Annotated in this window: 27 protein-coding genes and 1 other annotated feature; of the genes, 17 read left to right on the top strand and 10 right to left on the bottom strand. The window is 48.8% G+C overall.

Translation table 11 applies throughout. The features are described from left to right. Positions 1-111: 111 nt before the first annotated feature. The 5 genes from RSX24_RS29395 to RSX24_RS29375 all read left to right on the top strand — a co-directional run bounded on the left by RSX24_RS29395 (position 112) and on the right by RSX24_RS29375 (position 4,124). Positions 112-300 (top strand): hypothetical protein, encoded by a 189-nt coding sequence (locus tag RSX24_RS29395; protein ID WP_343262612.1) that lies wholly within the window; start codon positions 112-114, stop codon positions 298-300. A gap of 223 nt (positions 301-523) precedes the next feature. Next, positions 524-1,099: a GNAT family N-acetyltransferase gene (locus RSX24_RS29390; RefSeq protein WP_343262611.1), complete on the top strand. Its 576-nt coding sequence runs from the start codon at positions 524-526 to the stop codon at positions 1,097-1,099. Positions 1,100-2,096: 997 nt separating this feature from the next. Further along, positions 2,097-2,621, top strand: coding sequence for a phosphotransferase-like protein (locus RSX24_RS29385; protein ID WP_343262610.1), 525 nt, complete (start codon positions 2,097-2,099; stop codon positions 2,619-2,621). Between the two features lie 154 nt (positions 2,622-2,775). Continuing rightward, positions 2,776-3,357 carry a sigma-70 family RNA polymerase sigma factor gene (locus tag RSX24_RS29380; protein ID WP_343262609.1) on the top strand — a complete coding sequence of 194 codons (582 nt, stop codon included), beginning with the start codon at positions 2,776-2,778 and terminating at the stop codon, positions 3,355-3,357. Further along, on the top strand, positions 3,354-4,124 hold the full coding sequence (locus RSX24_RS29375) for a DUF3600 domain-containing protein (RefSeq protein ID WP_343262608.1): 771 nt from the start codon (positions 3,354-3,356) through the stop codon (positions 4,122-4,124). The genes RSX24_RS29380 and RSX24_RS29375 overlap by 4 nt, the downstream gene beginning before the upstream one ends. Before the next feature lie 216 nt (positions 4,125-4,340). Here RSX24_RS29375 and RSX24_RS29370 read toward each other — a convergent pair whose 3' ends face one another. Beyond that, positions 4,341-4,661, bottom strand: a complete 321-nt coding sequence (locus RSX24_RS29370) for a winged helix-turn-helix transcriptional regulator (RefSeq protein ID WP_236414734.1) — start codon at positions 4,659-4,661, stop codon at positions 4,341-4,343. A gap of 417 nt (positions 4,662-5,078) precedes the next feature. On the opposite strand from RSX24_RS29370, the gene zwf reads away from it, so the two are divergent. From zwf to yunB, 3 genes are all read left to right on the top strand, one after another. Further along, the gene (gene zwf, locus RSX24_RS29365; protein ID WP_236414733.1) at positions 5,079-6,533 is read left to right on the top strand and encodes a glucose-6-phosphate dehydrogenase; all 1,455 of its coding nucleotides are present in this window, start codon (positions 5,079-5,081) and stop codon (positions 6,531-6,533) included. Between the two features lie 202 nt (positions 6,534-6,735). Then, positions 6,736-7,629: a phosphogluconate dehydrogenase (NAD(+)-dependent, decarboxylating) gene (gene gnd / locus RSX24_RS29360; protein ID WP_236414732.1), complete on the top strand. Its 894-nt coding sequence runs from the start codon at positions 6,736-6,738 to the stop codon at positions 7,627-7,629. A 229-nt stretch (positions 7,630-7,858) separates the two neighbouring features. Then, positions 7,859-8,734 (top strand): sporulation protein YunB, encoded by an 876-nt coding sequence (yunB, locus tag RSX24_RS29355; protein ID WP_438286904.1) that lies wholly within the window; start codon positions 7,859-7,861, stop codon positions 8,732-8,734. Between the two features lie 82 nt (positions 8,735-8,816). Here the strand turns inward: yunB and RSX24_RS29350 are convergent, their stop codons facing one another. After that, positions 8,817-9,893: a M23 family metallopeptidase gene (locus tag RSX24_RS29350; protein WP_343262607.1), complete on the bottom strand. Its 1,077-nt coding sequence runs from the start codon at positions 9,891-9,893 to the stop codon at positions 8,817-8,819. 181 nt (positions 9,894-10,074) lie between these two features. On the opposite strand from RSX24_RS29350, the gene lipA reads away from it, so the two are divergent. Both lipA and RSX24_RS29340 read left to right on the top strand, forming a co-directional pair. Beyond that, positions 10,075-10,974 (top strand): lipoyl synthase, encoded by a 900-nt coding sequence (gene lipA, locus RSX24_RS29345; protein ID WP_236414730.1) that lies wholly within the window; start codon positions 10,075-10,077, stop codon positions 10,972-10,974. A gap of 14 nt (positions 10,975-10,988) precedes the next feature. Next, positions 10,989-11,381: a YutD family protein gene (locus RSX24_RS29340; RefSeq protein ID WP_343262606.1), complete on the top strand. Its 393-nt coding sequence runs from the start codon at positions 10,989-10,991 to the stop codon at positions 11,379-11,381. Between the two features lie 75 nt (positions 11,382-11,456). On the opposite strand, the gene RSX24_RS29335 is transcribed toward RSX24_RS29340, so the two are convergent. Then, positions 11,457-12,260: an NAD kinase gene (locus RSX24_RS29335; RefSeq protein WP_236414728.1), complete on the bottom strand. Its 804-nt coding sequence runs from the start codon at positions 12,258-12,260 to the stop codon at positions 11,457-11,459. A gap of 103 nt (positions 12,261-12,363) precedes the next feature. Further along, positions 12,364-13,620: a sporulation integral membrane protein YlbJ gene (gene ylbJ / locus RSX24_RS29330; RefSeq protein ID WP_343262605.1), complete on the bottom strand. Its 1,257-nt coding sequence runs from the start codon at positions 13,618-13,620 to the stop codon at positions 12,364-12,366. A gap of 777 nt (positions 13,621-14,397) precedes the next feature. Here ylbJ and RSX24_RS29325 point away from each other — a divergent pair. Together RSX24_RS29325 and RSX24_RS29320 are read left to right on the top strand one after the other, a co-directional pair. Further along, positions 14,398-14,775, top strand: a complete 378-nt coding sequence (locus RSX24_RS29325; RefSeq protein ID WP_236414726.1) for a globin domain-containing protein — start codon at positions 14,398-14,400, stop codon at positions 14,773-14,775. Positions 14,776-14,815: 40 nt separating this feature from the next. Continuing rightward, entirely contained in the window at positions 14,816-15,547 is a 732-nt protein-coding gene (locus RSX24_RS29320) for a DUF2225 domain-containing protein (RefSeq protein WP_343262648.1), read from the top strand. Positions 15,548-15,558: 11 nt separating this feature from the next. Here RSX24_RS29320 and RSX24_RS29315 read toward each other — a convergent pair whose 3' ends face one another. Both RSX24_RS29315 and RSX24_RS29310 read right to left on the bottom strand, forming a co-directional pair. Continuing rightward, positions 15,559-15,795: a hypothetical protein gene (locus RSX24_RS29315; RefSeq protein ID WP_236414725.1), complete on the bottom strand. Its 237-nt coding sequence runs from the start codon at positions 15,793-15,795 to the stop codon at positions 15,559-15,561. Continuing rightward, entirely contained in the window at positions 15,792-15,968 is a 177-nt protein-coding gene (locus RSX24_RS29310; protein WP_236414722.1) for a YycC family protein, read from the bottom strand. Before RSX24_RS29310 ends, RSX24_RS29315 begins: the two co-directional genes overlap by 4 nt. 120 nt (positions 15,969-16,088) lie before the next feature. Here RSX24_RS29310 and RSX24_RS29305 point away from each other — a divergent pair, with 120 nt between their 5' ends. Continuing rightward, the gene (locus tag RSX24_RS29305) at positions 16,089-17,879 is read left to right on the top strand and encodes a M3 family oligoendopeptidase (RefSeq protein WP_343262604.1); all 1,791 of its coding nucleotides are present in this window, start codon (positions 16,089-16,091) and stop codon (positions 17,877-17,879) included. Positions 17,880-18,136: 257 nt separating this feature from the next. Further along, the gene (locus tag RSX24_RS29300; RefSeq protein ID WP_236414720.1) at positions 18,137-18,550 is read left to right on the top strand and encodes an O-methyltransferase; all 414 of its coding nucleotides are present in this window, start codon (positions 18,137-18,139) and stop codon (positions 18,548-18,550) included. Between the two features lie 75 nt (positions 18,551-18,625). On the opposite strand, the gene RSX24_RS29295 is transcribed toward RSX24_RS29300, so the two are convergent. Next, positions 18,626-18,862: an alpha/beta-type small acid-soluble spore protein gene (locus tag RSX24_RS29295; protein WP_236414718.1), complete on the bottom strand. Its 237-nt coding sequence runs from the start codon at positions 18,860-18,862 to the stop codon at positions 18,626-18,628. Between the two features lie 178 nt (positions 18,863-19,040). Next, positions 19,041-20,015 carry an aldose 1-epimerase gene (locus RSX24_RS29290; RefSeq protein WP_236414716.1) on the bottom strand — a complete coding sequence of 325 codons (975 nt, stop codon included), beginning with the start codon at positions 20,013-20,015 and terminating at the stop codon, positions 19,041-19,043. Between the two features lie 251 nt (positions 20,016-20,266). Further along, positions 20,267-20,514 (top strand) — a binding site (T-box leader). 74 nt (positions 20,515-20,588) lie between these two features. Between RSX24_RS29290 and trpS the strand changes: the two genes are divergently transcribed. Beyond that, positions 20,589-21,578, top strand: a complete 990-nt coding sequence (gene trpS / locus RSX24_RS29285) for a tryptophan--tRNA ligase (protein WP_236414714.1) — start codon at positions 20,589-20,591, stop codon at positions 21,576-21,578. A gap of 155 nt (positions 21,579-21,733) precedes the next feature. Here trpS and RSX24_RS29280 read toward each other — a convergent pair whose 3' ends face one another. Then, positions 21,734-21,928 carry a hypothetical protein gene (locus RSX24_RS29280; protein ID WP_343262603.1) on the bottom strand — a complete coding sequence of 65 codons (195 nt, stop codon included), beginning with the start codon at positions 21,926-21,928 and terminating at the stop codon, positions 21,734-21,736. Between the two features lie 119 nt (positions 21,929-22,047). Here RSX24_RS29280 and RSX24_RS29275 point away from each other — a divergent pair, with 119 nt between their 5' ends. Next, positions 22,048-22,266, top strand: a complete 219-nt coding sequence (locus RSX24_RS29275; RefSeq protein ID WP_175399207.1) for an alpha/beta-type small acid-soluble spore protein — start codon at positions 22,048-22,050, stop codon at positions 22,264-22,266. 117 nt (positions 22,267-22,383) lie between these two features. On the opposite strand, the gene RSX24_RS29270 is transcribed toward RSX24_RS29275, so the two are convergent. Continuing rightward, the gene (locus RSX24_RS29270) at positions 22,384-23,370 is read right to left on the bottom strand and encodes a metal-dependent hydrolase (RefSeq protein ID WP_343262602.1); all 987 of its coding nucleotides are present in this window, start codon (positions 23,368-23,370) and stop codon (positions 22,384-22,386) included. A gap of 279 nt (positions 23,371-23,649) precedes the next feature. On the opposite strand from RSX24_RS29270, the gene RSX24_RS29265 reads away from it, so the two are divergent. Beyond that, positions 23,650-24,261 carry an SCO family protein gene (locus RSX24_RS29265; protein ID WP_343262601.1) on the top strand — a complete coding sequence of 204 codons (612 nt, stop codon included), beginning with the start codon at positions 23,650-23,652 and terminating at the stop codon, positions 24,259-24,261. Positions 24,262-24,399 lie beyond the last annotated feature (138 nt).

Here is a 24,399-nt window from a genome sequence, read left to right as displayed (position 1 = left end):
AAGGGGAGAAAGTTGATGATTCAAAATAATGAAGTTAATAGTTTGTATACCGAAATTGAAAGTAGCACGTAAAAGGAAGATAATCTTATTGTTTTGGGGAGAGAGAATCCATTGAAACGTGTTATCCTTACCCTGTTTGGAATTCTTGTTATCAGCTTTGTTTTATTATTGGGTATTCATTTTATTGGCTTTCCTATACCCATAGTTACAGAGAAATCAATCATCCCCGTAGAGACAGAATTAAAGCATCATGAGGAAGATGGTTCACCGCAAGTCCAATTATTCTGGTGGAGAGAGTAGCTGTATATGATAGGGCGAGTGGTACATAGAAAGATTATCTTTTTATTTCATTAAGCTAACGGGAAACGATAGCTCAATACTGATAAGAAAGCAGCTGATCAATGTGATCGGCTGCTTTTGTTCAACATACGGGCGGGTTAGTTATAATCAAAAATTACTATCAACAGAATGGATTCATTAGTTATAATATGGAGGAATTATTAAATTATTGGAGGGAATCCCAATGAGGAATATAGATTACAATCATTATTTTTGGCAAGATGAGGTTATAAGACTGCGTGCGATACAGCCAGAAGATTGGGAAGGTCACTATATTAACCGTTTCGATACACCAGCACGACGCTTGTTAGAATGCGCTGTTGAGCTACCACCCACGATTTCAGAAGCAAAAGCTTTTGCAGAGAACTTTTCTGAGTTTTCATCTAATCGACTTATGTTTACAATTGAGAGTTTGGACGGTGAAAATGTTGGAGGAGTTAACTTAAACAGTATCGATGAAAGAAATGGTACCTTTAGCATCGGGATTCAAATCGACAGAGATTATCGAGGAAAAGGTTACGGTACACGGGCTGTACATATACTATTAAAATATGCATTTTTCGAGCGAAGGCTTAATAAATTCAATGATTACGTTCTTGAAGGGAACGAGGCATCGGCTGCAATGCTTAGGAACGTAGGATGTATCCAAGAAGGGGTTCGTCGGCAAGTGTTTTACACTAATGGAAGATACTATGATTCCATATTGTTTGGGCTAACAAAGGACGAATATATAGAACGCTTTTACAAAGGTTCAGTGTAATACTTAACCAGGGATTAAGCTAACGGGAAACGATAGCTCAATACTGATAAGAAAGCAGCTGACCAATGTGATCGGCTGCTTTTGTTCAACATACGGGGAGGGTCACTTCCAAAATGTGTTAAGATATAACCGTTAGGTGAGTAATATTCAAACAATATATGTTCGAGTACTACAGTAGTTATTCTGTTATGGGCTTATGGTTTCTGCTAGCAAGAGCGTCAATGATGAAATTACGCTTTATTCTGATCAAGATCAAATCAATTTCTTAGGTTACTTTGAACTTATAACCGTGGCAGGTCTAGTTAATCTTCTAAAATATGATATGGACAAAATTGTCGTAAGAACAAGATTATAAACCTCACATATAAGGGAAAAGGATTCAACTATCGGGAAGTGTTCGCTTGAAAAGAAAGGTAATCGACAGTAGCCGGTGGTCAGATAGGGTGGAAAAATAGTTATTTAAAGAAAGGGGGCCTAATTTTGTTTGTTAGATACTTGAGGGGGACTGGCAGTTCTTTATTGGTAGGTATACTGATTTATTTCCTTTCCGTCCCCATTCATAGTGAATACATCAAATTTCAACTTGGAATGATCACATTATACGTCTACGTTAGTTGTATATTGGGGATCGCCTTATATGCCATTCTCGTTAAATATAATAAAGAATCAAAGTTTTTCCTATGTTCCTTACTATATATACTTTTAGGAGGTATAGCATCTATAGGATACTGGCCGCTATTCTTTATTTTTATGGCAGGTTCTTTGGTGTTTTATTTAGTCCAATTTATACAAAACAAGAAGTTTTCTATAATAATGACACTTTCGGGGCCCATACTTTTAATAATACTCCTTTTCATTTACTGAATAATAAAGCGTGGGCTGTAGAACTATATCGATTATTCTGACAGGAAAATTGCTCTGCGGCAGCCACGGTAGCAATTCTTATTACGTTGGAACTGTTATAACTTTACCTATAACAATGAATTGGGGATGAGATATGAGTAGAGGAAAAATTGTATTTTTGAACGGAGTAACTAGTTCAGGAAAAACTTCTATAGTAGATGCTATCCAGTTAAACTCAGATGAGTTCTTTTACGTTGTTGCAAACGACCTTTTTGAAAATACAATTGGCGATAACTATCTTCGGGAAGATTACTGGAAATATTTAAGTGATGCCATTATTATGATGTATCATACCGCCAAACTATTTTCTGACCATGGCAAAAATGTACTTATCGATGGCATTTTGGTAGAAAGACCTGAGTTAAAGCCTCATTATGAAAAAGTTAAGGAAATATTTGCTGGTTATCCCTTTCATATTGTTGAAGTGTTTTGTCCATTGGAAATTTGTCGCCAGAGAAATATTGAACGAGGAGATCGAACCGAAGATCAATCAGACTGGCAAAACGAAATTATGGCAAAAGATATACAGTATGACTGTACTGTCAACACACACATACATTCTTCAGAGGAATGTGCGGATTCCATTCTAAACTGTTTGTTTGGTAGATCCGAAGGTTAAGGACTTCAGCTAACGGGAAACGTTAGCTTAGAACGTCATGGAGCAGTTTGCCGGTTGGCAAGCTGCTCCATTTTTCGTTAAGCTGTTCAAATAAATCGAACGATATCTGCTTCCCGCGACAATATATAGTAAAGGCTGCAGAGAGGAGAGACTTATGGATGACAATGAACAATTCGTAACTTTGATTAAACTGTCGCGTGCGGGGGACCACGAAGCATATGGGGAAATCTATGAAAAGACAGTGCAGGACGTGTATCGCACCGTTCGTTTTTTGGTGAGGCATGCGAGTGATGCGGAGGACTTGGTGCAGGAAGTTTACATTCAGGCGTATCGCTCCCTGGAGATATTTGATGTCCAGCGTCCGTTTCGCCCGTGGCTGATGGGCATTGCCATGCGTATCGTTCAGAACGATCGGCGAAAAAAACTGCTTCGTCTGCGCTTTAACGAGCGGGTGAACAAAACGGACACAGCCATGGAACAAGACTTTACAGGCGAATTGGTTAGCAAACTGGCCCATCGTCCGTTGCTTGAACAAGTACAGCGATTACCCTACAAACAGCGGCAAGTCATTACTCTCCATTATTTGAGCGAGTATACGCAGGAAGAGATTGCAACGATTCTGGATATTCCGCTTGGAACGGTGAAATCCCGCATCCATGCCGGATTGGGCAAGCTGCGTCAGAAGAAGCGCATTTTACAATTCATCGAAGGCAGAAAGGTGGAGGATTGGGGATGAAGGAATTGGAGAACGAATTACGCGAAGCATACAAGGATCAGACAGGTCAATGGACCGTGCCGACGGAAAGCAAGGAACGATTAATGCAGCAGATCGAAAAAAGAGTCAGTTCCATAAACAAAAGAAGAAGCAGCAGATGGATGGTTGCGGGCATCATTAGCATCGCCTTGTTAATCCCTACCGGTGCCTATGCAGGTTACACCTATTTGGCAGATGGCATCTATGGCAGTCAACAATCGGTTGCGGCGTTGGGCGTGACGGTAGAAGAGTATGCCCGGCTTGAAGCCAAATTGCAGGGCGCCAAGGCTCATTTTAGCAATGAAGATTACACCGCCTTTATGAGTCTGCTCCAGCAGTGGGGGAAAATTGCACTTGCTCAAGCCGGTCCGGATGGACAGCTGCATCCCGAGCAATGGGATAAAGGAGTCAGACAGCAGTACGAAGCATTGGCCGTGAAGTTAGAACCTTATTTTACTCAACTAGAGCAAGTTAGTTCACATGATATAAGGATGTCACATAACATCATCATGGGTGAAGAGCAGTTTTGGAAAGAACAGTTTGCCCAGGCCAAGGAAATGTTCAGTGCGGAAGACTATGCCGATTTCCAAGCTGTCTACGAGGAAATGAAGCGCATTGAAGCATTGACCGTAACCAGTGATGGCACCGTAAATGAAGACCAACTGTCCGAGAAACAGCGTTCGGATTTAGACGAACTTACACAGCGCATTAGCATTTATTTGAAGAGGCTGGGCCTTGAAATACGATAGGAAGGAATATACGGCCAACCCTATAGTCATCCTGTCGGACTAGAAGAACGAATACCCCTTTGTGATGAAATGGCGAAGATCCGCAAATGAGTCGGACGCTGCTGTCATGTTCAGACAAAGGGGTTTTGTTGTTGTCTTTATGTTCCATTAGGGAAAAACACTAAACTTTTAGACGGTATGATGCATCATATTTACCTCTTAGATGCCATGCATTCGTTACAGCCACTTTTCAGCCCACTGCTCGACAGCGCCTAATGCCCGCCCAAGCTCCGTACCCTTGCGCGTTAGCATATATTCGGTACGAACCGGGCGCTCTGTCACCACATGGCGAACGACGATCCCCTCTTCTTCAAGTTCCTTCATTCGGTCATTCAACACACGCTTGCTCAGATCTGGAATATAAGCGTGTATTTCGCTGAAACGTTTGGGCTCTTCCATCAATGCGTGAATGATGAGGGCGACCCATTTCCGGCCAATGATCAGATAAGACTGTTCCACTTTTCCACATAGCTGATTGGCATTCTTATCATCACTCATAAACGTGCTCCTTTATTCAAAGTTTGGCTCTATATAGCATTAGTATACTTATTGTAACCAAGATGTCCACCGCGGAATGTGTCAAAAATCACATACAATTGTTAGTTTATATTACCAATTTAAGCGTTAACAACACTGAAAACCCTTGCTGGATCTGGGGTTCACAGTTTTGCCACGATTATTGACGAAATGTGACGACGGGTGTATTATGGGTTACGGCAATTCAAGTAGGTTACATTTTATAACCTGATCACTCGGGTTGTGGAGAGAAGGAATGTCAGATGTTTAAATTCAACCAAGGCACGAAACGGAGCGAAGGCGGGGCACATACCCACTAATTCCGTCTTTTGTCATGCTTGGATTTGAACATTTTGCAACATCATATACTATACTGCACAGAACACAGGAGGCACTTCAATGGACGCAATGACATTTGTCTTGTTTGGGGCAACTGGCGATTTGGCCAAGCGCAAAATTTATCCTGCTTTATACAATTTGTTCGTTGATCAGAAAATGCCGAAATCCTTCTCCGTGATCGGATTGGGGCGGCGTGAACTGTCGGATGTCGAGTTCCAGGGCAATGTTGAAAAATCGTTGCATACCTTTTCGCGCCAGACGCCGGAAGAAGAATCCGTCGTACGCGATTTTATCGGGGCGTTCCGTTACTGCTCGCTGAACAATACGAAGCCTGAAGATTATGTGAAGCTTCTGGAGCTTGTGGAGCAGCGTGAGAAGGAATTGAATATTCCGGAAAATCGCATGTTTTATATGTCGGTCGCTCCTGAGTTCTTCGAGCCAATCGCGGAGAACATTCAGCAAAGCGGTTTGGGCAACACCAAAGGCTGGAAGAAATTGATCATTGAAAAACCGTTTGGCCATGATCTGCAATCCGCACGCGAACTGAACGAGAAATTAAGCAGCACGTTTGCGGAAGAAGAAATTTACCGGATTGACCATTTCCTTGGCAAACCGATGGTGCAGAACATCGAAGTACTCGGTTATGCCAACCCGGTCATTCAGGCCTTGTGGTCGAACCGTTACATCGCGAACGTACAGATTACGGCAAGCGAAACGGTTGGCGTCGAGGAACGCGCAGCGTATTACGATCAAAGCGGCGCAACGCGGGACATGTTCCAAAACCATATGCTGCAAATACTGATGATGACAGCCCTGCACTTGCCGAAGCGCTGCACGCCTGATGAAATCCGCTTCAAAAAACGGAAAATCGTTGAATCGCTTCGTCCGCTGACGAAAGAAAAGATCGCTTCCCAAGTCGTGCGTGCACAATATGCTGCCGGCGAACTTCAAGGCGAATCCGTTGTAGGTTATTTGGACGAGCCTGGCGTTCCTGCCGGTTCCCAAAATGAAACTTACGTTGCCGCAAGATTGTGGATCGACGATCCGTTCTGGAGCGAAGTTCCGTTCTATATTCGCACAGGTAAACGCCTTGCGGAGAAATCGACGCGCATCGTCATTGAATTCAAAGAGCCGCTCAAAACGGGTCATGAATCGGAAAGAACATCCGATCCGAACCTGCTGACAATCGAAATCGGTCCAGGCGAGAGCATTTCCTTGCAGCTCAACGGGAAAAATCCGCTGCATCATGGCGAGGTGGAGCCGATTAACCTGACGTTCTCCTCCGGCAAGCGCAACATTCCTGAAGCTTACGAGAACCTCATTTATGATGCCATGCGCGGTGATTCCACATTCTTTGCGCATTGGAAAGAGGTGGAGCTGTCCTGGCAGTGGGTACAACCGATCCTGGAAGCTTTCCAGGAAGGAAGCATACCGCTGGATACGTATGCGGCAGGATCTCAAGGCCCTGAATCCGCAGATCGCCTGACGGCGGCAGACGGATTCCGTTGGTGGTAAGACGAAAAACCGAACCGTTAGAGGAAATTAGCTTTCATTTTACTGTTATATATTAGAACATGCGTGTGATATAGCGATAAGTGGCCCCAAACAGCGAAAACGGCGAGTTTGTCATTTTTCTTTAATACGTTGGTAATGCCGTTTTCGCTTCCGGGCCCTTTAGATATAGAAAAAAATGTTGATAAAATAGGAGGAGTTTGGAATGAAACTTGGACTTATCGGACTTGGTAAAATGGGCTTGAACCTGGGCAGAAACTTGATCGACCATAAACATGAGGTTGTTGCCTTCGACCTGAACGAACAAGCTGTAGCAGAAATGAAAGAATACGGTGCACAAGGCGTATCTTCTTATGCAGATATGGTGGCATCCCTCGAATCCCCGCGCGTACTGTGGATCATGGTTCCACATAACGTGGTTGACGTTGTATTGAAAGAAGTTGCTCCGTTGCTGTCCAAAGGCGACATCATCATCGAAGCAGGCAACTCCCACTACAAAGAATCCATCCGTCGTTACGAAGAACTGAAACCGCAAGGCATTCACTATATGGACGCAGGAACATCAGGCGGTATGGAAGGCGCACGCAACGGCGCTTGTTACATGATCGGTGGAGATCCGGAAGCTTGGGAAATCGTTGAACCTGCGTTCCGCGACACTGCCGTGGAAAATGGGTACCTGTACGCCGGTAAAGCGGGCAGCGGGCACTTCCTCAAAATGGTGCATAACGGCATCGAGTACGGCATGATGGCTTCCATCGGCGAAGGTTTCGACGTTCTGGAGAAAAGCGACTTCGACTTCGACTTCGAAAAAGTGGCTCGCGTGTGGAACAACGGTTCCGTTATCCGTTCGTGGCTGATGGAATTGACGGAGCGTGCATTCTCCAAAGACGCTAACCTGGACGAAATTAAAGGGGTTATGCATTCTTCCGGTGAAGGCCGCTGGACGGTTGAAACGGCATTCGACCTGCAAACCGCTACCCCGGTTATCGCGTTGTCCCTGTTGATGCGTTATCGTTCCCTTGAAACAGATACGTTTACAGGTAAAGTCGTTGCGGCGCTTCGCAACGAATTCGGCGGACATGCTGTCGAAAAAAAATAATAGCATGAATGATTCCGTATCCTTGGGCCTATGAGCTGGCCTGTATAAGGGTTCGGACCGTGCGAAAAAAGTCTTGCCGGCAGCGAAGCTGCCCGCGAGGCTTTTTTGCGTTTGCCCGGCCTAGTCCTGTTGCTTGCGGTGAGCTGAGGCATTGTCCTTCTTTTTCGGCCATGTCCTGCATAAGGATAACGTATACATTACAGCTCATCCTGCAGGGGAGGATTGCCCGATGATGAGAAGAAGAATGCGCTGGAGAAGCCGCAGGATAAGGAAACCACGAAAGCCGCCAAGCGGAAAGCGGCGCATATGGCTGATTATTTTGCTGGTATCGGTTTTTTGCGTGCTGCAGGGGTTTGCCTACGTCGAGAAAAAAATGAAGCCGCCAATCATGCATTTGGCCAAGATCCGGGTCAAGCAGATTGCGACAGAGGCGATTAACAGCGCGATCACCGCACAAGTGGCCGAAGGAAAAGCGACGGAAGGGCTGATCGATTGGAAGACGGATCAAACCGGAAAAGTTTCGGGTTTCATGCTGAACTATGACGAACATATGCGCATCACCGCAAGTACGATGAACATCGTGCAGTCCACGCTGCAGAACATCCATATGTTGAAAGAAAAGATCCCTCTCGGCCAGGCGTTGGGAAGCCCCGTTCTGGCATCGTTCGGACCCAGCATTCCGCTCCGTGTAGAGCCTCAAGGCGCGGTCAAAGTCGACCTGAATACCCGCCAACAGAACGCGGGCATCAATATGATACTGGTCGAAGTATACATCCGCATTATTGCGGAAGTCGCGGTCGTTGTCCCGTTTGATATGGAACCCGAAACGGTGGATACGGAAATTCCGATTTCCTACTTGTTAGTCGTAGGGGATGTTCCCATGTACTACTACGATAACCAAGGAAGGCCTGTAGGGGATAACGGAAACGGTGCACCTGCCATTGCCCTGCCGTCGGGCCAAGGCGGCGGCGTATCGGGCAGCGGAGGCGTGAGCACGCCTGTCGTGCCGCAGCAGACTCTGCCTGGTGGACAACACGAGCCGCAGCCCGCGATTCCCGGCATGGAGGAGGAACTGCAGACGGACGCGGCGCATGAAAGCCATTAAAACAATGACAAACAGAACCTCATGATGGAAAGAAACAAACGGTTTCGTTCCACCGAGGTCCTGTTTGGTCGGTGCCTGCGCATCATTTATTTTTTTTGCCTGCTTTGATTTGGCGGTATTCTTCCTTCTCCCAATGATTCAACAGCGGATAGGGGTCGAACGACCACTCGGCAAGCCCGCTGTCCCTGTAAATGCCATAGTGAAGGTGGGGCGGAAATTTGCCTTGCGTGCCCGGTTTGCCGTAGCCCGAGCTGCCCACCCATCCGACGATTTGGCCTGGAGTAACGATTTGGCCGATATGCGTCTTTTTGTCGAAACCGGACAAGTGCGCGTAATAATGATAATGGTTGTTCAAGTCCCGGATGCCGATCCTCCAGCCCCCGAACGGATTCCAGCCTTTGACTTCCACGATCCCGTAACAGGTGCTGCGAACGGGGAGACCATAAGGCGCGAAAATGTCGGTTCCTTCATGGATTCGGTAGCCGCCCCAACTGCGCTTCGTTCCCCAGGTGCTGCGATAGGAATAATTGGTACCGAGGGGCACGGGAAAAACGTGCGCAAACAGGTCCAGCGTATCGAAATGCTCATACAGCTTGGTGAATTGCTGGATCCGCTGCACGGCGCGGGAATTGTGGTAATACTCCCATAGGGCGATGTTGAAATCCTCCTGCCGGTTTCCGTGCTTTCGAATAAATTCAGCCATGCTGTACAACACGTCGACATCGTTATTGGCGTCGGCCATACCGTCGCCGGAGCCGTCGCGCCCGTAACCGCCGAAGACCAGGATCGATTGCGGCTTCTGATCCGTTTCATCCGGATTCAGCCAGCCTCTCCAGGCAGGAGACGTCATGAATATGCCTGTCAGCCGCTCCGGGTGTTTGCGGTCCTTCGGATGAGCTTGGGTGAGCGTTCGCTCATACTGATCGATTGCGGCGAGCCTGTACCACGGAATGTCCGTCATTTGGCCGATGCTTTCGTACAAATGCCTTCTTTCGGCAAAAATTTCCGCAGGCTTCAATTCCTTAAGTTGCGGCCTTGGTTCGGGTGCTGCGGGTTTGGCGTAGGTTCGCACGGACAAACCAGGAATTAGCAGCAGGACGGCAAAACTGATGTAGATCCAGCGATGACGGTATAATCGCGCGTTCAAACGCTTTTTCACGGTAGAAGCTTCCTCCTTTCCGTCTGAATCGCCCTTTTTCGTAGCGTTCTACAAAAGCGTGAATTTTATCCCATTTGGGGCCGAATCGGACAAGATGTGACAAATGGGAGTTTTTCCAACGCTTTCATGGTATAATATGTTCCGAGAACAGCCTAACTTCAGTAGAAAGAAGGTTTATACATTGGCTAAACGTGTTAAGGAGCCGAAACCGGACTGGATTCGGATCAAATTGACAACCGGCGATAATTATCAGGAAATCAAAAACATGATGCGTTCCAAAACCTTACATACGGTATGTGAGGAAGCGAGGTGCCCGAACATTTACGAATGTTGGGCCAATCGAACGGCCACTTTTATGATTTTGGGCGACATCTGCACACGGGCATGCCGGTTCTGCGCGGTAAATACCGGCTTGCCGACGGAGCTCGATTTGCAGGAACCTGAACGGGTAGCGGAAGCAGCCGAGCAGATGAACCTGCAGCATTGCGTCATCACCAGCGTGGCGCGGGACGACTTGAAGGATGGAGGGGCATCCATTTTTGCAGAAACGGTCAAAGCCGTGCGTCGGCGTCTGCCGCTCTGCAGCGTGGAAGTGCTTATTCCTGACTTTATGGGGGATCGCGACTCCTTAAAAATCGTCATGGATGCGAAGCCGGACATTCTGAATCACAATATTGAAACGGTTGAACGCCTGTCGGATAAGGTCCGGGCAAAGGCCAAATACAAACGGTCTCTGGAGCTGCTGGCACGCGCCAAAGAAATGCAGCCCAACATCCCGACCAAATCGAGCATTATGCTTGGCGTAGGCGAAGAATATGATGAAATTTTGCAAACGATGGACGACCTGCGGGCTGTGGATTGTGATATCATGACGATAGGGCAGTATTTGCAGCCGTCAGAGAAGCATTTGTACGTGGAAAAATACTACCCGCCGGAAGAATTTGCGGCCTTGAAACAGGAAGGCTTGAAGCGCGGTTTCAGCCACGTCGAATCCGGCCCAATGGTGCGCAGCTCCTATCATGCCCATGAGCAAGTCAAATCTGCGACGAAGCATACGGAGCAAGCGGCAACACTCGCATGATGGAGGATACAGGCTTGGAAGAACAGAAAAGCATGGCGCCCGAGCAGGAGCAGATCCAGGATCAAATTCAGGAAAAGCCCGAAGAGCGGCCCAAGGAAAAAGTGATCGTACAGGTCGGCAACAAAAATTACGAGATCGTGCAAAACCATAAAAACGGCTGGAATCCCGAGGTGTTTCGCGATCGTTACAGCGAAGTGCTGGAGCGTTACGACTATATCGTCGGGGACTGGGGATACAGCCAGCTGCGCTTGAAGGGATTTTACCGGGACAACCATCCCAAGGCTAACAAGGACTCTGCCATTTCGCATATGGTCGATTACATTAATGAATACTGCAATTTCGGTTGTGCATATTTCGTGCTGCAAAAGAGCAAGGATCAGCCACCGAAAGCCAAAAGCGGCTCCTGAACAGGGCCGCTTTTTGGTTTGCTTATTATTGGGGGTGCTGTTGGTTCGACAGGTGCCCGAAGTGTTTTGGCAGGGCTAGTCCAAAAATGCAGTACGTACCCGGCTCCAGAACGGATAGGGACGGAAACGCGCAAAGCTTACCTTTTGGCTGGATACTTGACAGCGTACCGAAATCAAATCCTCAACCATCACGTTGACATGATCGATCGTCAGCAGCAAACGCTGTTCTTTTCGCGAAAAAATGTCGCAGTGGTGATGTTTGGGCAAAATGATGGGCGAGCCGAGCGTCCGGTAGACCCTGTTATTGATCGAAGCGATCTCCGCGATTTGAATCGCATCAATGGTGGGATGAACCATGGCGCCTCCAAGCGCCTTGTTGTAGGCCGTACTGCCTGACGGCGTGGATACGCAGATTCCATCACCCCGAAACATCTCGAAGGTAACGTCATTGATGTCCACCTGCGCGACGACCGTGCCGTCCACGCCTTTGAGCGTGAATTCGTTCAAGGCAATGTACGAGGCGTTGCCGGATTTTTTGCGAATTTCGAGCTCGAGCAGCGGATATTGCACAATGCGGGGCTTGAGAAGTTCCGGGTCTCCTTTGCCGCTCATCAAATCAATCAGTTCGCGCAGCTCATCCTTCTTCCAATCGGCATAAAACCCGAGATGGCCTGTATGGACTCCGACAAAGGCGATTTCCGGAATCCGGTCGATAAAGTTGTGAAAGGCCTGCAGCATGGTTCCGTCTCCGCCAATGGAAATGACGATCTGCGGGGATTCTGCATCAAGCTTGAATCCGGCTTCTTTGGCCAGCGCGTGGAACTGCTGACTCAGTTCAATCGATAACTGGTCTCCGCGGTCTTGAACATAGTATCTCAAGATGAAAGCTCCTTTGTGGTCATTATATTACCGATGATAATCAATTCCACGGAAGAACACAACGTTTAGCGGAAACTAAATGACGAAATGGTGACGAAGGGGCCTACCTTTCGATGCGACGAGGCAAGAACCGCGAACACATGAAAGAGATGCAAAGCATAAACAGTATCATGCCCGCAAGTACGCCGATCCCGGAAAACAGGATTAAGGACCAGTCCGCCCTATAGGCGCTTTGCCCGGAAATCACGCCCGACGGATGGAACACGGATTGCGTCAAACTTCCCGTGATGGGCGACCATAACAGAAGAACGAGTACGGGTGCAATCAACGCATGAATAACCCGAGCGAGCAGGAAAGGACCGTACCTGAGCGGAGTGTGGCTGAGCACGCTCATAATCTGGGCATGAACGGATAACCCGCCCCAGGACAGTACAAACGTGGCGGCGGCCACTTTATACGGAAGGGGGACTGCCGAGCCGGCAGCTCCCGCTTCTTTGGCACCCAAGGTGACTTCGAACAATCCGCCGACAAGGCTGTGGGAAACGGCAGAAGGCAGGCCGGCAAGCTGAAGCAAATGTTCGGTAAACCGGTACAATTGACCGAGTGCCCCTGTCTGGACCAGAAGCTCCATGATGACCGAAAAGAATACAACCAGCCCGCCGACGATAATAATAAGGCGGAGGGAAGATGCGACCGCCTGACGCAGCAGTTCCCCCAGCGGTCGCCCATCTGCCAGGCGTGCTTCATGCATGGCCCGAATGGCCCTTGCGACCCTGTTTTTCCGCCGTTCACCGGAGGAGAGGACATGCGCATCCGATGCGGGAGCCGATGGAATCGTGCCTGAGGAGCCGTGAAAGCGCATGAGCACGCCGACAATGAATGCGGAAGCGTAGTGGGCGATTACCAGCACAGGAGCAATGGCCGCGTTGTGGAAAAAACCGACCGATACAGCCCCGATCATAAAGATCGGATCGGATGATGTTGTAAAAGAGACCAGACGTTCGCCCTCTTCGCGCGTAACCAGCTTTTGTTCATACAGCTGTGCCGTAAGTTTGGCTCCTGTCGGATATCCGGAGGCGCAGCTGACTGCAAATACGAATCCTCCGCTTCCCGGCACGCGAAACAGCGGCCGCATCAACGGATTAAGCATCGTGCCAAGAAAATGAACGATGCCGAATCCGAGCAACAGCTCGGACAGCACCAGAAACGGGAATAAGGAAGGGAACAACACGTCCCACCAGATTGAGAGTCCGCGCACTCCCGCATGCCAGGTTTCGGCTGGGAACATGGCCATCAGTCCACACATCAGGAGCAGCGCAAAGGCAATCATTGCGGGAATCCACTTTTGGGTTGCGGCCATAAAGTTCTCCTTTTTTAGTTTGGAATGAAGGCGGAAATCAACAAAAGCTCGTCTCTCCGATAATATGAAACGGCAGGGACAAACAGTACCATTTTCATAAAGAAAACGCTTGCATAAATGGCTGTATTTTTAAACGATGTATGCTAAAATGAACCCAACGCCTATACGTCACCCAATTGTCCAGACGGTGGAATTCAGAACGGATGGAGCGATGATGATGAGCCTTGTCATGGGAATCTTGGTTTGCGCATTTGTGTATGTAATCCGAGCCTCGCTGGTCCCTTCCGAGGAAGAGGACTGGAGAAGCTATTAAATCGAGTGATGCACCAAACTTCGGTTTGGTGCTTTTTTTGTTTACGTTAGGCGGCGACCTATATAAACGCAAAAAACAAACACACGTTAACGGAGAGGCAGAACCAATCTGGAGAAGCGAAGCGGTCGCTTAAAAGCTTTCTGAAAGAAAGCTGCATCGGAAGCATAGGCTTATCACCGGATGTTCCCTTAGAAAAGGGGAATAAAAAAATCTGGGGATAACAGCGATGGGAAGATGGTACTGCACCCGCAGAGGCCTTGTGTGATTGATTCGTGTGGTTTATATAGCGGATAAATTGAAGGAAAGCTATGTCATGTTAGATAGGAGTTTTGGGATTTTTTTGATAGAATGAGGTTTAGGTCAACTGCAGCCTGAGCCTTACGAGTCATGCAGGTATTGTTAAGATTAAGCATAGGAGTGTAATAAATGCCAAAATTCGACACGATCAAAGCAGGTTTTGCCCAATGAACCCAGGACAAAGTATTTATGACAACCTTGGCGGTGAGCAGGGCGTTCGCGCTCTGGTCGAAGCGTTCTATCCCATTGTGCAGCAAAACGAACAGCTGGCCCCTCTGTTTCCTGAGGATATCAGACCGGTCATGGAGAAACAATTTATGTTTTTATCGCAATTTTTTGGCGGGCCTGCTCTGTTTTCCGAAGCATATGGTCATCCGATGATGCGTGCCCGCCATATGGGGTTTGAAGTGACGGTGCAGCGGGCAGAGGCTTGGCTCGCTTGCATGGATCAAGCATTGACACAGATTGGTGTGGAAGAGCCGCTGCATTCCTTTATTCTCCAACGTTTGTCGGGGCCGGCTTACCATTTCGTAAATACGCCTTAGCCTGCCATCAGGCATTCGGAGAGGAGTGGAGAAAGTGGATCTGGAACTGGAACCTCTGTATAAAGTGAAAATCACATGCAATTATTGCGAGCATGTATTCGAAACCTCGCGGGTAAGACCGAGTTTGAAGCGGCCTTACCGTTCGGATTCCGATTTTTGCGCCTATTATAAAAAAGAAAACCCGGATTTCTACGTCGTGCGCATATGCCCGGAGTGCGGATTCGCCTCGACGGAAAATTCCACCGAAAAGCTGAGCGATCTGCAGAAGAAAAACTTTATGGATCAGGTCGGCAGCCGTTGGGAAAAACGCGATTACAGCGGACCGCGCACGCTGGCTAACGCCTTGGAAACGTACAAGCTTGGGTTATTATGTGCTCAGGCCATCAAAGAGAAGGACAGGGTCATTGCCGGGTTGCTCCACCATATCGCCTGGTTATACCGGTATCGGGAAGATCATGAACAGGAGCGCCGTTTTCTGGAATTCAGCCTGGATGCCTACGTCAAGGTGTTCGAAATGGAAGGCGCGGGCAGCAATGAAGCAAGGTTGCTCTACCTGATCGGTGAGCTGAACCGCAGAATAGGCCGTTTTCATGAAGCGGTCAAATGGTTCGGCCGGGTGATCCATGATAAGCGTATCACGGATGCGGCCATGATTCGCGCGTCAAGGGAACAGTGGGCGCTGCTTCGCGAACAGATGATTTCCGGAAAGATGGAATTGCCCGAGGAAATGCTCGAAGCAGACAAAGAGGCTGCGAAGCGCAGCCCCTTGTAGGCAAATCTGGATTATGCTTTGCGAAGCGGAGAGCTGGCAAGAAGATAGTCGGCATCATTGTCGACGATGGTCATGCTGCCGTTGCAGCAGGGCAGGACGAGCAGCTTCTTTTTGCCTTCCCGGATGCGAACAAGCTCCTTCGGTTTCAAGGGAAGCAGCACATTGTGCGCGTTGCAGAACGGGCATTGCGGCATATAGATATCGCCCATAACGATGTCGTAGGGCCAGCTGTTTTCGAAAGGAATCATTGCTGATCGCCTTCCGAAGAAGATGGTTTGGGAGTGCTTGCTTCCGTTTTGGCCAATTCCGCGATTTTTTGCAACAGGATATGCTGCGGCATATGCATCAAGTGCTCGAGCGGTACGCCGAGAGATTCCGCTAATTTGACGGCAGTGTCTGCCGATATTTGCAAAGGTTTCATCTATTATAACCTCCTGAGTGTGGCTTGAACTGTCTCTATAGTATAGTGAACGATCATGCATAACACCAGTTTGAATTCATTGATTTCGAATAATGTGATAAGGGAGAGGTGTCGCGCAATATGAAAATGCCATTACAGCCCGTTTGGGATTTGGAGTCCGTTTTTAGCGGGGGATCCTCCTCCGCAGCATTTGCTGCTTATTTGAAGGATCTGGAACAGGACGTGCGTAAACTGCAGCAGCTTTTGCAGGAAACGCCTGTACCTACCTCTGCCAAGGCTACACATGTATTCGATCCAGTACTGGAGCTGCTGCAAAGCTGTTACGTTCGCATTTCCGAAGGCTCCGCATTTGTGAGCTGTCTGTCCGCGCAAAACCAGGCTGACAAAAAGGCCGCCCAGCTCCAGGGAACCGTCAGCTCTATTGCAGCCATGCTGAATAGCAGCAAAGCGCGTTTTGACAACCTGCTTAGCCAGACCCCAGATGAGGTATGGGAAGCATGGATCGCCAGAGACGAATGGCAGCCGCTAAGCTTTGTTTTGAACGAAAGCCGCCGTCTGGCCCGGGAGAAATTGTCGCCTGAGATGGAGGGGCTTGCTCTGGATCTGGGTGTCGATGGTTACCATGGCTGGGGCAAGTTCTACAACACCATTGTAAGCAAAGTGAACATTCCATTTGAACAAAATGGTGAAACGGTGATGCTGTCTGCAGGCCAAGCTTCCAATAAGCTGAGCGATAGCGACCGGAACGTTCGCGAATCCGTATTCGCCAAATGGGAACAGGCCTGGACCGATGTGGAAGATTTCTGCGCGGATACGCTGAATCATCTGGCTGGTTTCCGGCTGAAGCTGTATGAGAATCGCGGCTGGGAGGATATTTTGAAGGAACCGCTCGCGATCAACCGCATGAGCCGCCAGACCTTGGATACGATGTGGGGCGTTATTAACGATGCCAAACCGGCGCTCGTGCGTTATCTCGAACGAAAAGCCAAGTTGCTGGGCGTAGACAAACTCAGCTGGAGTGACGTGGATGCTCCTGTGGGCACAGCGGGCGGAAAAGTGACTTATGACGAAGCCGCGTTGAATATTGTCGAACAGTTTGCCAAGTTCAGTCCCAAATTGTCCGCATTTGCGGAGATGGCTTTTGAGAAACGGTGGATTGAAGCCGAGGATCGCCCCGGCAAACGTCCTGGAGGGTTCTGTACTTCGCTTCCTTTGAGCAAAGCCACCCGAATCTTCATGACGTTCTCCGGCACGCCTTCCAATGTATCCACGCTTGCACATGAATTGGGCCACGGGTACCACCAGCACATCATGGAGGAGCTGCCTGCCTTGAACCAGCGCTATGCGATGAACGTAGCCGAGACGGCTTCCACCTTTGCGGAGCTGATCGTGGCCGATGCGCTTGTTCAGGCCGCGACGGACGAGCAGGAAAAGCTGGCTTTGCTGGAAGACAAAATTCAGCGCAGCGTCGCGTTCTTTATGAACATTCATGCACGTTTTCTGTTTGAGACCCGTTTCTATGAAAAACGAAAACAAGGGCTGGTCAGCGCCGATGAATTGTGCAAACTCATGGCTGAGGCGCAGGATGAAGCATTCTGCGGCGTGCTCGCGACGAACCATCCGCATTTTTGGGCATCCAAACTGCATTTTTATTTGACAGGCGTTCCGTTCTATAACTTCCCCTATACGTTTGGTTATATGTTCAGCGCGGGCATTTACGCCAGAGCGCAACAAGAGGGTACCGCATTTGCAGACAAGTATGATGACTTGCTGCGTGATACCGGACGAATGACCGTTGAGGAACTGGCGCAGAAGCATCTCGGCACCGATTTGACGAAGCCTGATTTCTGGCAGAATGCTGCCCGGCTCGTTACGGATGATATCGAACAGTTCCTTGCCATGACGGAGTAGGCAGCGCCTGCAAGCATCCAGTAATCTTAACCTGCAATGCTGTGTTTCACACAGGGTTGCAGGTTTTTTTGTCGAATACCGATGTCGTAATAGAAAGAAAAAACTCGTATAAAAGTCGGAGAATGGCAATTATTTGCGCAACATATAGTAAGCAATACCCAAATTTGTTTATTATTGTTGAATAGGCCAATATGATGTCATATAATGAGCCGTAAGTCCTGAACTTTCAGGTCTTATTGCATAAAGGAGGAATAGATGTGGTAAAAATTGACCAGATTTCGTTAGCAAGACAATTGGATTTGGTGTTCAAAGAAGTGGATCAGGAGTTAGGCGGGGTGGGGTCAGGAATTTTGTTTGTGCAAATACGAAATAATGTCATTGGGAAGTTTGGTATTCGACATAATCCGATAGCTGGACGCAATGGGCAAATGGAATCCGATCACGAAGGTTTGAACGAGACCCAGCGTGCTTCATTCCGGGCCATGGCCCTGGAGACGCTGAAGTTCAAGCGGAATTGGACGCACGGAGAAATTTCTTTTGATTTTACGGTTAGGCAAGGCATGATCATGGTAGACGCTACGATGGAGTCCAACTACAATATGGCCAATCTTATGATCCGCTACCCTAGAACCAATACATACAAGGATTCCGGCTTGGGATCGACTTCATGACGATGAGCATAAAAAGCGGCACTTCCGAAGAAGGCCGCATGTTGCTGTAGGTAATCCAAGCAATTATTCCGAGTGTTAGGAACGACCCGCTAATTGCTGCTCAGCGATTTGAACCAGACGTTTAGTGATATATCCACCCAGGGAACCTGTCTCGCGGGACGTGTAGTTACCGTAGTAACCATCCTGAGGGATTGTCACACCCAGCTCCTGTGCAGCTTCCATTTTCAATTGCTGCAGTGCTGCTGTAGCTTGGGGAACAACGAGGTTGTTGGAAGAACGGTTTCCGCTACCTTGGTTTTGACCTCCGTACATGTGTATCACCTCCTTATGTCTTGGTGATGTTAGTATGGTTGCAGGTGCGAGAAATATACCCGATAGAGGGCGAGGTAACATTTGGAATGAAATGCTCCTAAACGAAGAAAAAGCCGATCCGTTAAGGATCGGCCAAGCAGTTTCATGTGAAACCCGGCAATGCAGCAGAAAGAAGCAGCTATTCTGCGGGCGGAACGACTTCAATGTGCGTGAGCAGCTCGACAGGGTATCCGGGTTCTAGACGAATTAGCCCCGTCTCTTCAGCGGGCAGAGATAAGTTCGGGGCGTCCGACAGCCAGGTATATGGCTCGATGCACAAAAACTGGTCGGATTCACCCTTTGTGAATAGTACCCAATGCTTGAAATAGGCTTCATCTGTTGAATATTTAATTTGATAACCATCTTGGCGAATTAAATGGGCAATCGCCGGCTGGCCCGGTGTCGCCTTGAGAATGTTATCCCAGTTGCGTCCTTCCATGTTCATCCCTTCATTAAGGGCTGCCCACTCTCCTGGCGGTTCTATCGCGCCTGTAGGCAGTTGTTCCTCATTGAGGGCATATTCTCCGGAAACGGGGATTTGCAGCGTCCATTCCGCAGGTTTGCCGTCCAGCAAGAACCATGTATGATAACCCATCCCGAACGGGGCGGGAGACGAACCCAGATTGGTCACTTTCAGCTTCTGGCTCAGGACAGCGTTTTGCAGCCTGAATGTCATTTCAAGCTTAAGCGGAATGGGGTATTGCGCCATCCAGTCCTCATCGCTGGAAGTCAGAAATTCGGTGGTGATCGCGCAGCCGTCTTCGTCTTCTTCTATGTCACTGACACACCAGGCTTGAGTGCGGTGGAGTCCATGGATATGATTGTCATGGGCCGTATTTTGAACAAATTGGTAGGGGACGCCTTCGTATTCGAAGGAGCCACGATGGATACGCCCTGGCGGAACCAGCAAAGGTACGCCGAAGTGATAAGGCTTCTGCAGATAAAAGGCAAGCTCGTCTTCCTCCGGGCTGCGAACAACATCGCGATTCTGTACCATGTCCCGAATCGAAATGATATTATTCCCCAGACGAGGCAGCAGGGTAATCTCCAGTTCACGGCTATGTAGAATATACGTGTCGTAACCATTCCATTGGCCTTTGGTCACTTGTTTCATATTTGGATGCTCCTTTTCCCACTTGAAATCTGTCTGCGCGGCTCAAAGATAGCATGCCGCCTGCAGGCGTGTCAATTGTGCACAACAGTCTCCCGGAACCGTCGGATCATGATGTGCCTTACCTTCAATGAACAATTCCATCATAACAGATTTTAGGGCCGGGGGTAAAAAAAGCTCTTCCGGTTTTGACAATCCGCCGCTTGCGCATTAATATGAATTAGACAGAAGTTGTTTGAATGAATTTGAAACACGATAAAGCGATGATAGGGACAAGTAAGCTATGAGAGCTCTCTTCAGAAAGTCGGTGGAGGATGCGAACCGATGAGGGACTTATTGCCGAATGGACTCTGGAGCGCGGGTTTGAACCAGGCCGGCAGCCGAGAAGGCAGGACAGGTCTGCAGTAGGATCTGACGTCTATTCCACGTTACGGAAATGGAAGGCATTTCTTTGAAGGAAGAAATGTGAATTAGGGTGGCACCACGGTCTCACGTCCCTTGCGGATGTGGGATCTTTTTGCGTACAAAAATATAACGATTGTAATTCGACACGATCTAAGGGAGGAAATTTGTCATATGAAAACCGTTTTGTCAGGAATTCAGCCCAGCGGCAAGCTTACGCTGGGCAATTACATTGGCGCGATCAAAAATTTCGTCAAGCTGCAACATGATTATCAGTGCCATTTTATGGTGGTGGATTTACACGCCATCACGGTTCCGCAGGAGCCGGCAGCGCTTCGCGAGCAATCCGAGGCGGTTGCTGCTCTGTTTATTGCAGCAGGAATCGATCCGACCAAGTCCAACGTCTTCCTGCAATCCCACGTTCCGCAGCATGCCGAGCTTGGATGGCTGCTGACCACACTCACCGCGATGGGCGAGCTGGAACGCATGACGCAATTTAAGGACAAGTCGTCAGGCAAAGAATCGGTCGGAGCCGGTTTGTTCGTGTATCCGTCGTTGATGGCTGCGGACATCCTGCTCTACAATGCCGATCTCGTTCCGGTCGGGGACGACCAGAAGCAGCACCTGGAGCTTACGCGCGATCTCGCCGGACGGTTCAATCATCGTTACGGGGACTACTTCACGATTCCGGAGCCGTATATTCCGAAGGTTGGCGCACGCATCATGTCTTTGGATGACGCATCCAGCAAGATGAGCAAAAGTAACCCGAATCCGGGCAGTTACATCTCGTTGCTGGACACACCGGCCGAAATCCGCAAAAAGATCAGCCGTGCCACGACGGATTCGGGACGCGAGGTCGTGTATGATCCTGCGAACAAACCTGAAGTCAGCAATTTGATGACCATTTATGCGGAATGCGCGGGAATTACGCTGAACGAAGTGGCTGAGCGCTTCGAGGGGCAAATGTACGGTCCTTTCAAAAAGGAATTGGCAGAAGCCGTCGTTTCGGTCATTGAGCCGCTGCAACAGCGGTATCGCGAAATTCGCGAATCGGGCGAACTGACCGAAATCTTGGCGGTTTCGGCAAGCCGTGCCGAAGAAGTGGCCGACAAAACCATTCGCGAAGTTAAGGAACGCATGGGGTTTGTCCCTAAACGCAAGTAGGCTTGAGCCATCTTGCGGAAGGGTTCTGCGAACATGACAAAAAGGAGCGGGATTCGCCGGCAATGGTTGCCTGGGCGATTCGCTCCTTTTGTCATAAAAAATGCCGAATGGCGGCTTCTCTTGCAGCCTGAAAAATTCAGCAGGCTTGGGAATACTCAGGATGCGGAATTCGGCGATCCCAAGGATTGGCGCTCTTTTTGGGCGCGAATGACAAAGCCCCAGCCGATATTGCCGATAGATGCCACAAACAGAAGTGCAGCAAGCCAACCGGAATAAGACATCGTAATTGCTGTAACCGTTAACAAAACAATGGACGAAAACGCAAACCATAAAGACAAGCCTTTGCTCATTGGGAAAAACCTCCATCATGATTTTGTTGAAAATTCCGTATAACCTGATACGGGAGAGCCATAATAATCTTGCAAGCTTGCAATACATCACAGACACAGATTGAAAGGAGATTTTAAATATGGCTCAAGGATCTCGTTCTAACAACTTGGTGGTACCTCAAGCAACAGCAGCTCTGCAACAATTGAAAATGGAGGCTGCGCAAGAACTGGGCGTAACAATCCCACAGGATGGTTACTACGGTAACTACACGTCCCGCGAAACAGGTTCTCTGGGTGGATATATCACTAAACGTCTGGTCCAACTGGCTGAGCAGTCTCTGGCTGGGTCTGGCAAATAATCCATCATAATTTTCGCAGTACCAATATCTCCAAAAAAAGCCCGGAGCGGGAAACGCTCCGGGCTTTGCTTTTGCACCGGCTCCTATGTTTGATTTTGCCCTTCCCCGCAACTTTCGTCAAGACCGGGCAGATAAAAGTTTTTTGTTCATCTTCTCTTCGCTTAACCAGCCGACGTACGTATCAATCGTTTCGAAATTTCGATCCATAACGACGACGGCAACGAAAGGATACTGCTTGCGATGCCGATATCTTACGTCCGCCCACCGGACTCTATACCCTGCGGACAGCTCTTCGACTTCAGCGACGGCATAGGACGTGAAATACAGAAACGCAGCCACCTCGGGTGATTTCCGTGACGCTTCCACGGCGGCATGGGTCGATGACGTTGCATGGAGATTCCATATCAGTTGAGCGTGCTCCATCTTGCCGATATCATAGGAGCCGTCAGCATACCGTTTCACGATATGCCATTGATTCCACGAAATCGTAGGGATGACCATGTAATGGGCCTTCGTTTTGCCCTCGGCCTGATCCAATTGTTTCACCTTCGCGACGGCTTTGGCATGAGCGGCCACTCGCCAGACGTAATACAATGCGATCACGACGTACAGCGTGATGAACATCGGAGCAGGTGCGACAAGGTCGAAAGCCCATAAGAGAATGGCCACGACATGGGAAGCGAACAGGAACGGATCGAAGATGTGAATGACGTTCAAGGCAATCCAGCGTTCCGTGAACGGCCTGCCCGCCTGGGTTCCATACGTATTGAACAGATCGGTAAACACGTGTACGCAGACAGCGATGGCGGTCCAGCCCGCGACATGGCTAATGGGAACATTCGGAAAAAAGAGCGCGATCGCGCCTGTAATAAGCGCTACCCATAACAGCAGGAACGGAGGGGAATGGGAAAGTCCCCGATGGTTCCGGATGTACAGGGAATTGCTTTTGAGGCGCAGCGCAGTGTCGATGTCAGGTGCCTGCGAGCCGACAATCGTGCCGATCATGACAGCTGCGGCAAGCGTGGGGTTCGAAGCTACGACCGGATCGACATAAGCCAGACCGGCCAAACCGACGCCCATGACAAAATGTGTGGAAGTGTCCATAAACGACTCCTTTGAAATCCTTCTTTTTTCTGTACGCAATGACGTGTATCTATCTTAAGGTGATGCCCATATCCAGTGTATAATATCCCCGCGACACGAAGCAAAACATCAGAAAATAGGGGGACTGTACAGGTTCCATGAAGAAATGCGCAAAAGGCATGGGCAATTGCTGGAAAAACAGTTACAATAATGAGAGCTTATTCATAAACAGGTGATTTGTATACATAGACAATGGAAACGACCCGAAAGTTGGGCAAATGAACAGAAGGGACGAATGTGATGCTGAAAAAGTATAAGTGGACCTGGATGCTGCTGGGACTGGCATTGATCATGGCTGTATATCTGACATGGAATACCGTATTCGCCGGCAAAGAGAAACTGCCCGAGATTCGTGAAGTTCAATCCTTCTCCATGGAAAATGTGGACGGGCGAACGATCTCGCTGGATGATACGGCAGGCAAGGTTCGGTTATTTTATTTCTACTTCACGAGCTGTCCGGATGTTTGCCCGATTACGACATTTACCCTTTCGCAGGTGCAGGACCTGCTAAAAGAAGATGATACGTTCGGCAACGATGCTTCATTCGTATCGATCTCGTTTGACCCGAAAGTGGATACGAGGGAAAAGATCAAAACGTTCGCCGACCGCTTCCATGCGGACTATGCGGGTTGGTATTTCCTGCGCGGCGATATGGATCAAACGAAGCAGCTTGCCAGGGATTCGTTTCAGATCCTGATCGAAGGCGAGAGCAAGGACGACTTTGCCCACATGAACATGATCGGTTTGGTTGACAAAAACAACAAACTGCGCAAAGTGTACAATGCCTTCAATACGGAGGACGTCCAACCGGAAGCGATTGCCGCGGACATCCGCGCTTTGATTAAAGAGTAATAAGGGATAGAAGACACTGCACAATAAAAGGCTGCAATCAGGGATAACCTGTTTGCAGCCTTTTTATTATGGCTTTAGCCAGTTGAGTGCGTGAAACGCGCGAAACAAAAAACCACCTGCTATGCGGGTGGAGGGATT

The sequence above is a fragment of the Paenibacillus hubeiensis genome, from assembly GCF_032334105.1.
Classification (GTDB): domain Bacteria; phylum Bacillota; class Bacilli; order Paenibacillales; family Paenibacillaceae; genus Paenibacillus; species Paenibacillus hubeiensis.
Note: the sequence above shows the minus strand (reverse complement) of the source record. Positions and strands in the feature narration are given on the sequence as shown.